Source organism: Streptosporangium sp. NPDC050855 (assembly GCF_044456585.1).
In the GTDB taxonomy this organism is placed as follows: domain Bacteria; phylum Actinomycetota; class Actinomycetes; order Streptosporangiales; family Streptosporangiaceae; genus Streptosporangium; species Streptosporangium longisporum.
The window spans coordinates 1-7,216 of the sequence record NZ_JBITFY010000052.1; the positions used below are offsets into that span (position 1 = coordinate 1).

Annotated in this window: 5 protein-coding genes; 3 read left to right on the forward strand and 2 right to left on the reverse strand. The window is 71.6% G+C overall.

The genetic code is table 11. The features are described from left to right. Positions 1-252 precede the first annotated feature (252 nt). From ACIBCT_RS40350 to ACIBCT_RS40360, 3 genes are all read left to right on the forward strand, one after another. The gene (locus tag ACIBCT_RS40350) at positions 253-2,283 is read left to right on the forward strand and encodes a carbohydrate binding domain-containing protein (RefSeq protein ID WP_399197337.1); all 2,031 of its coding nucleotides are present in this window, start codon (positions 253-255) and stop codon (positions 2,281-2,283) included. Positions 2,284-2,606: 323 nt separating this feature from the next. After that, positions 2,607-3,992 (forward strand): hypothetical protein, encoded by a 1,386-nt coding sequence (locus ACIBCT_RS40355; RefSeq protein WP_399197338.1) that lies wholly within the window; start codon positions 2,607-2,609, stop codon positions 3,990-3,992. Between the two features lie 116 nt (positions 3,993-4,108). Continuing rightward, positions 4,109-4,966, forward strand: a complete 858-nt coding sequence (locus ACIBCT_RS40360) for a PhzF family phenazine biosynthesis protein (RefSeq protein ID WP_399197339.1) — start codon at positions 4,109-4,111, stop codon at positions 4,964-4,966. An 87-nt stretch (positions 4,967-5,053) separates the two neighbouring features. On the opposite strand, the gene ACIBCT_RS40365 is transcribed toward ACIBCT_RS40360, so the two are convergent. Both ACIBCT_RS40365 and ACIBCT_RS40370 read right to left on the reverse strand, forming a co-directional pair. Next, the gene (locus ACIBCT_RS40365) at positions 5,054-5,788 is read right to left on the reverse strand and encodes a helix-turn-helix domain-containing protein (RefSeq protein WP_399197340.1); all 735 of its coding nucleotides are present in this window, start codon (positions 5,786-5,788) and stop codon (positions 5,054-5,056) included. A gap of 4 nt (positions 5,789-5,792) precedes the next feature. Further along, positions 5,793-6,935 (reverse strand): AI-2E family transporter, encoded by a 1,143-nt coding sequence (locus tag ACIBCT_RS40370; RefSeq protein ID WP_399197341.1) that lies wholly within the window; start codon positions 6,933-6,935, stop codon positions 5,793-5,795. Positions 6,936-7,216 lie beyond the last annotated feature (281 nt).

Sequence of the window (7,216 nt, forward strand, 5' to 3'; positions counted from 1 at the left end):
ACCGTCCCTGCCCCGGCGGCGGGGTGACCTCCAACTGCAGCGGCATCGCCCAGGCCGACTGGGACTTCACCCGCGTCACCGCCGGCTTCTAGACCCGTCCGGCGACCGGTCCCGGCCGGTCGCCGAGCGGTCCCCGCCGGATCGTCACCCGTCCCCACCGGCCCTCACCGGCCCCGAACGGCTCACGGCCCGCGTCCCGGCGACGCGGGCCGTCTCCCCCCACCCTCCAAAGATCTCAGCGGGGTACATCCGATGAACCTCAGGAAACTCGCGGCGGCCGTCGTGCTGGCGCTCGGCGGCGCCATGCTCGCCGCGACGCCCGCCCACGCCGCCAACATCGCGGTCAACCCCGGATTCGAGAACGGGCTGACCGGCTGGACCTGCACGCAGTCCTCGGGAGCCGAGGCGATCACCTCCCCGGTGCACGCCGGCACCCGGGCCCTGCAGGCCACGCCCGCCGGAAGCGACACCGCCCGCTGCGGCCAGACGGTCGCCGTCAAGCCGTCCTCGGCCTACACGCTGTCGGCCTGGGTCAGGGGAGGCTACGTCTTCCTCGGCGCGACCGGCACCGGCGGGACCGACCCCAGCACGTGGACGTCCTCCCCGTCCGCCTACACCCGGCTGTCCACCTCGTTCACCACCGGCCCCTCCACCACCTCGGTGACGATCCATGTCAACGGCTGGTACGGCCAGGGCGCCTACCAGGCGGACGACGTCGTCCTGGACGGCGCCCCCGGCCAGGGACAGCCCCCCGCCACGCCCACCGGGCTCACCGGCACCGGCAACGCCACCGTCGCCTCGCTGAGCTGGGCCGCCTCCCCGGGAGCGACCGGCTACACCGTCTACCGCAACGGCGCCAAGGTCGGCACCACGACCGGGACCACCTTCTCCGAGACCCCCGGCACGGGCACCCACGCCTACCAGGTGAGCGCCACCAACGCGGCGGGCGAGTCGGCCAGGTCCGCCACGGTCTCCGTGACGGTCGGCACCGACCAGCCGCAACCTCCCCCCGTACCGTCGGGCCTGACCGCCACGGTGAACGGCGCCACGGTCTCGCTGCGCTGGAACGCCTCCACGGGGGCGACCGGCTACACCGTCTACCGCGACGGCACCAGGATCGGCACGCCCACCGCCACCTCCCACACCGACACCCCGGGCGCGGGCACCCACGTCTACCGGGTCGGCGCCGTCAACGCCGCCGGGGAGTCCGCCCGCTCCGGCGAGGTCTCCGCCACGGTCACCGGCACCCAGCCGGGCGGCCTGCCCAAGCGGGTGATGGTCGGCTACCTGCACGCCTCCTTCGCCAACGGCTCCGGCTACATCCGGATGGCCGACGTACCCAACGAATGGGACGTCATCAACCTGTCCTTCGGCGAGCCCACCTCGGTCACCTCCGGGGACATCCGCTTCACCCAGTGCCCGGTCGCCGAGTGCCCCAACGTCGAGTCCGAGGCCGAGTTCATCGCCGGGATCCGCGCCAAGCAGGCACTGGGCAAGAAGGTGCTGATCTCGATCGGCGGCCAGAACGGCCAGGTCCAGCTCGCCACCACGGCCGCGCGCGACGCGTTCGTCCGCTCGGTGAGCGCCATCATCGACAAGTACGGCCTGGACGGGCTGGACATCGACTTCGAGGGCCACTCCCTCTACCTCGACGCCGGTGACACGAACCTGTCCGCCCCCACCACCCCGGTCATCGTCAACCTGATCTCCGCCCTGCGGACGCTCAAGGCCAGGTACGGCTCCCGCTTCGTGCTGACCATGGCCCCGGAGACGTTCTTCGTCCAGCTCGGCCACCAGTTCTACGGCCCCGGCCCGAACGGCTCGGCCGACCGGCGGGCCGCCTCCTACCTCCCCGTCATCCACGCCCTGCGCGCGGACCTGACCCTGCTGCACGTGCAGGACTACAACTCCGGGCCGATCGTCGGGCTGGACGGCCAGTACCACACCATGGGCACGCACGACTTCCACGTGGCCATGACCGACATGCTGCTCGCGGGCTTCCCGATCGCGGGCAACCCGAACAACGTCTTCCCCGCGCTGCGCCAGGAGCAGGTCGCCATCGGCCTGCCCGCGGCCGCGTTCGCCGGGAACGGATTCACCACGGTGGCCGAGGTCCAGAAGGCCTTCGACTGCCTGGCGAAGGGGACGAACTGCGGGTCGTACCGGCCCAGAGGGGTCTATCCGAACCTCCGCGGCCTGATGTCCTGGTCGATCAACTGGGACAGGTACAACGCCTTCGAGTTCTCCCGCAGCCACCGGGCCTACCTCAACGCCCTGGGCTGACCGAACCCCTCGCCGCCGGAAGAGACGGACTTCCGGCGGCGAGGTCCCACCCTTCTCCGATCCCCGATGAAGCCCCGGATCCGCGGTGAGGCCCCGGATCCGTGGCGGGGTTCCACCCTTCTCCGATCGGCGGCGAGGTCCCGCCCCCTCGGCCCGTGGCCTCCTCCCCGGCCGCGAGGTCACGGGCGCCGTCCCGCCGTGTGCACGGGCGGTCGCCGGCCGTGACGACCCCGATCCCGGACGTCGTGAAAGCTGGCAGAGTGGTCTCGTTTCAGGGACCGGGTCGCTAGCAGGCTCCGGGATCCGGCAGGCTATACGCCGTCATGGACTACGCAATTCTCACGGGGCTCGTCCTCGTCACAGGTGTCGTGCTCGCCCTGGTGGCACAGTGGAAGGGCTGGCGGCCCTCCCTTCTCGTCGTGCTGGCGGTCGGAATCGGCTTCAGGGTGCTCATCATGACCACCTCGGCGCTGGACAGCTGGCAGCCGGTCGACTTCATGGAGAGCTTCAAACCGGCCGGAGAGGCGATCCTGAACCGGCAGGATCCCGTCCTGGGCAGCGAGGGCGGCTGGCACTTCCTGCCGACCATCCCCTACGTCTACGGCCTGCTGCTCTGGCTGGGCATCCCGTGGGAGGTGGGCGGGCGGCTGGTCACCGTGGTCGCCGACATCGTGCTGATCCCGCTGGTCGGCAGGCTCGCCGGAGGCCCCGCCGCCTCGCTGCGGGCCTTCCAGTACGCCTGCAACCCGCTGGCCATCCTCGTCGCCTCCGTCCACGGGCAGGTCGAGCCGGTCGCCCTGGTCTTCGGGGTCGCCGCCTTCGTGGTCGCCCGCGGTCCCGGCGACCCGAACCGGCCGGGCATGACGACGGACGTGGTCGGGCTGGTCCGCAGAAGCGTCGCGTTCCGCGGCCTCGGCGGGGCCGTACGGCACGCCACCGGCTCCGCGGGCGTGGTCAGGCGGGCGCTCGCCCCGCGTCCCGACGACCGTCGGGTACTGCGCCGCGCCCTGCTCGGCGGACTGCTGATGGGACTGGCGCTCTGTGCCAAGAGCTGGCCGATCTGGTTGATCCCCGGCATGCTCCTGCTGCTGCCCACCGTCCGGGCCCGGCTGGCGGCGCTCGTGGCGACGGCCGTCGCGCCGATCTTCTTCCTGGTCACCCTGCCGATCTTCGCCGGCACCTCGCTGGACCAGATCCCCGAGGTCATCAAGGTGATCCAGGACATCCGCCCGATCGTGGGAGAGTGGGGCTACAGCGCCATCCTGGTCGGCGGCGACTGGACCCTGTCCCCGGCGATCGCCACCTTCGGCACCCGCCTGATCTACGTCACCCTGCTGCTCACGGCCCTGCTGTGGCGCCGCGCCGACCCGGTCGACCTCACCACCGCGCTGCTGCTGGCCTTCATGGTCGTCACCCCCAGGCTCGGAGCGCAGTACCTGCTGTGGTTCATGCCTTTCCTGGTCGCCCGCCCCACCCGCTTCGCCTGGCCCGCGATCATCGGCGTCTCGCTGTGGGCCGGGTACGGCTACCTCTACATGACCCAGTTCGACACCACCACCTGGTGGAACCTGCACTCCGTCTGGGCCCAGTGCTCCGTGGTGCTCCTGCCGATCCTGGCGCTCGCCATGCCGTGGGAGCGCCTCGTCTCCAGGCCGGCCGGGACGCCCGGCGGCCCGCCGCCGCGCACACCCGTCTCCACGCCCGCCTGACCCGCCTCTGCCACGCGGCCCGCGTCCCCTCCCCGGACGACGGGCCGCCCGGGGTGCCCGGGGCTGCAGGGCGGTCGCGGTCTCCGGAGCGTCCGGGGAAGGGCTGGTAGATTCCGATGTCCGTGAACAACACCGTGGAAATCCTGCGTTACACCGCTTTCACCCATGATCCTGAGGGGGGCAACCCGGCCGGGATCGTCCTGGAGGCGGCCGCGCTCTCCGACGCCGAGATGCTCGCCGTCGCGGCCGAGGTGGGCTACTCCGAGACGGCGTTCGTGACCGCCAGGGACGACGAGCGGCGCGCCTTCCAGGTCCGGTACTTCGCCCCCACGGCGGAGGTGGCGTTCTGCGGGCACGCCACCATCGCCACCGCGGTGGCCCTGGCCGAACGGCTGGGAACCGGCAGGCTGCTCTTCGACACCGGTGCCGGCGAGATCGCCGTGGACACCGAGATCGTCGACGACGCGCTGCGGGCCACGCTCACCAGTGTTCCCACGCGCTCGGCCCCCGTCGCGGAGGAGGCGCTGGAGGAGACCCTCGCCGCCCTGGGCTGGTCCCGGGACGAGCTCGACCCCGCCTTCCCGCCGCACGTCGCGTTCGGCGGCGTCCAGCACCTCGTGCTCGCCGCGGCCTCGCGCGAACGGCTGTCCGACCTCGACTACGACTACGAGCGGCTCAAGGCGGTGATGATCCGCGAGGACTGGACCACGGTCGACCTGTTCTGGAAGGAGAGCGACGAGCGTTTCCACGCCCGTAACCCCTTCCCGGTCGGCGGTGTGGTGGAGGACCCGGCCACCGGCGCCGCGGCCGCGGCCTTCGGCGGCTACCTGAGGGTCCTGGGCACGGGCTCCGCGGAGTTCACGGTCGTGCAGGGCGTGGACATGGGACGGCCCAGCACGCTGAAGGTCTCGATCGCCGACCCCGACGGCCGGAGCCGGGTGAGCGGCGGAGCGGTGGTCCTGGAGACCTCCTGACGCAGGCCCCGGTTCACGGAGTCCGGCCGCGCCCGGCTGTTTCCCTGACCCGGGCCCGTCCCGCGCTCCCGGGTCCAGGGCGTCGCGTCAGGCGGCCGGCCGGTCTCCGGAGGGGGCGACCAGCCGGCCCAGGGGCACCCCCGCCAGCCGCCGTACCTCGTTGGCCATGTGCGACTGGTCGGCGTAACCGCTGGTGGCGGCGACCTCGGACGCGGGCATGCCGTTCCTGGCAAGCTTCAGCGCCCGCTGGAACCGCACCACCCGCTGCAGCACCTTGGGGCCGTACCCGAAGATCTGCGACGTCCGGCGCAGGAACTGCCGCTCGCCGAACCCCAGGTCCCAGGCCACCTCCGCGACGCTCCGTCCCGCCAGCAGTGACCGGGCGATCACCGGTGCGGCCGGGTCGGGGTCCGGCACCGAGCGCAGCCGCACGGCCAGGGTCCGCTGCATGGTCGCCGCGACCGCCCTCGGCGACCGGTCCCCGGCCCTGGCGATGAGCGCGTCCAGGGCGGACAGGCCGGTGAGCGGCCCCAGCTCCGACAGGGGCACCCGAAGGTCGCGCAGGTCGGTGAGCGGCACACCGAAGACCTCGCCCGCCGAGCCGCACCGGAAGCGGACCCCGACGTAACGCTCGTCCGGCGTCATCGTGACGGGCTTGGGGCCGGTGTCGGGCCCCGCGACGTGGACCCCCCGGGGACCCCAGACGAGGTCCACGCAGCCGTCGGGCACGACCAGCTTCGTGGTGGCGGAACTCGCCTCGCTGGTCCATGCGCAGGTCACCCGCCCGGTGACCCGGTCGTCGGGCGCCCACTCGCGGTACATGCCCTCAGCGTACGGGCGCGGGCCTTTTCTCCCGGCCCGGCCCCTCGTCCCCGTCCCCCTTCCCACTCTCGTCCCCGTGCCCCTTCCCACCGGAGGCCGGCCGGTCCCGGCCGGGTACCTCCCCCGATATCAGGGCGGCGGCCCAGTCGCCGTCGGGATCGCTGTCGACCAGCAGGGCGCGGACCAGCAGGCTGAGCGGGATGGCCAGCAGCGCGCCCAGCGGACCGAGCAGGAACGCCCACAGGATGAGGGAAAGCAGGGTCATGGTGGTGGACAGGCCGACGGCGTCCCCGAGGAACTTGGGCTGGATCAGCGACTGCACCACGAAGTTGATCACCATGTAGGCGATGATCACGAAGATCATGGTCTTGATCCCGCCCTCCAGCAGGGCGAGCAGCGCGGGAGGGACCAGTCCCAGCACGAAACCGACGTTGGGAATGTAGTTCGTGATCAGCGCCAGCACACCCCAGAGAAGGGGGAGCGGCACGCCCAGGAACCACAGGGCTCCGACGTCCAGCGCCGCACAGATCAGCCCGAACACCGTCGAGACCAGGAGGTAGCGGCGGGTCTTGCGGGCGAAGTTCCGAAGCGCCTCGATCAGCAGGGGCCTGCGCGCCGCTCCCGCCTTCAGGACCCCGGAGAAGGCCCGCGCGTCCAGGCACATGGCCAGGACCAGGACGACGATGAGGATCAGACCGGAGAACGCCCCCAGCAGGCCGCTGACGAACCCCTGGGCGAGCGCGAAGATCTTGCCGGGATCGAACGACTTGATCGCCTGGTTCATCTGCTCGGTGCCGATCCCCAGCCCGGCCGCGAACTGCTGCGCCTGCACGACGAGCTCGCCGAACTGCTTCTGGTACGTGGGCGCGAGCCCCGCGAGCTGCGCGACCGCCAGGATGAGGATCGCCATCATGCCGAGCAGGATCAGCAGGACCAGCACCAGCGGGGCCGCGACCAGCGTCCATCCCGGAGCCCCGCGCCCGCGGAGCCAGGTTCTGACCGGGGAGACCGCCAAGACCAGGACGAGTGCGAGCAGCACCGGCCCGACGATCGATCCGACCTCCCGGATTCCCGCCAGGGTGACCACCGCGCCTGCGGTGCAGAGAAGTACGACGAGTGCCCTGGGCAACACTCTTTGGTCCGTCATGGTCGATCTCTACCCAGCAGGCGGAAAACACGTCCACACGGGGGTTCGCACTTCGATTTGACGGCCCCCCGGGGCGTACATATAGTTCACAGGCCCGAGGGAGTCGGTGAAGATCACCAGAACCTCGGGACCATCCCTCTGATCATCTCCCTTCGTCGGGACGTTCGCGTCGCGCCGGAGTCCGGCTGGACATCGGCCGGATGCTGGAGTAAGTTAGAGGGGTTGCCCTGGAAGCAGGGCGGTCGACATCCTAGTGGTCTCGGCGGGTTCGGGTCGAGGGT

What these genes read in the sequence shown, in the direction of transcription:
- ACIBCT_RS40370 (WP_399197341.1), bottom strand. Translation starts at nt 6,935, where the DNA reads ATGACGGACCAAAGAGTGTTGCCCAGGGCACTCGTCGTACTTCTCTGC.
- ACIBCT_RS40350 (WP_399197337.1), top strand. Translation starts at nt 253, where the DNA reads ATGAACCTCAGGAAACTCGCGGCGGCCGTCGTGCTGGCGCTCGGCGGC.
- ACIBCT_RS40365 (WP_399197340.1), bottom strand. Translation starts at nt 5,788, where the DNA reads ATGTACCGCGAGTGGGCGCCCGACGACCGGGTCACCGGGCGGGTGACC.
- ACIBCT_RS40355 (WP_399197338.1), top strand. Translation starts at nt 2,607, where the DNA reads ATGGACTACGCAATTCTCACGGGGCTCGTCCTCGTCACAGGTGTCGTG.
- ACIBCT_RS40360 (WP_399197339.1), top strand. Translation starts at nt 4,109, where the DNA reads ATGTCCGTGAACAACACCGTGGAAATCCTGCGTTACACCGCTTTCACC.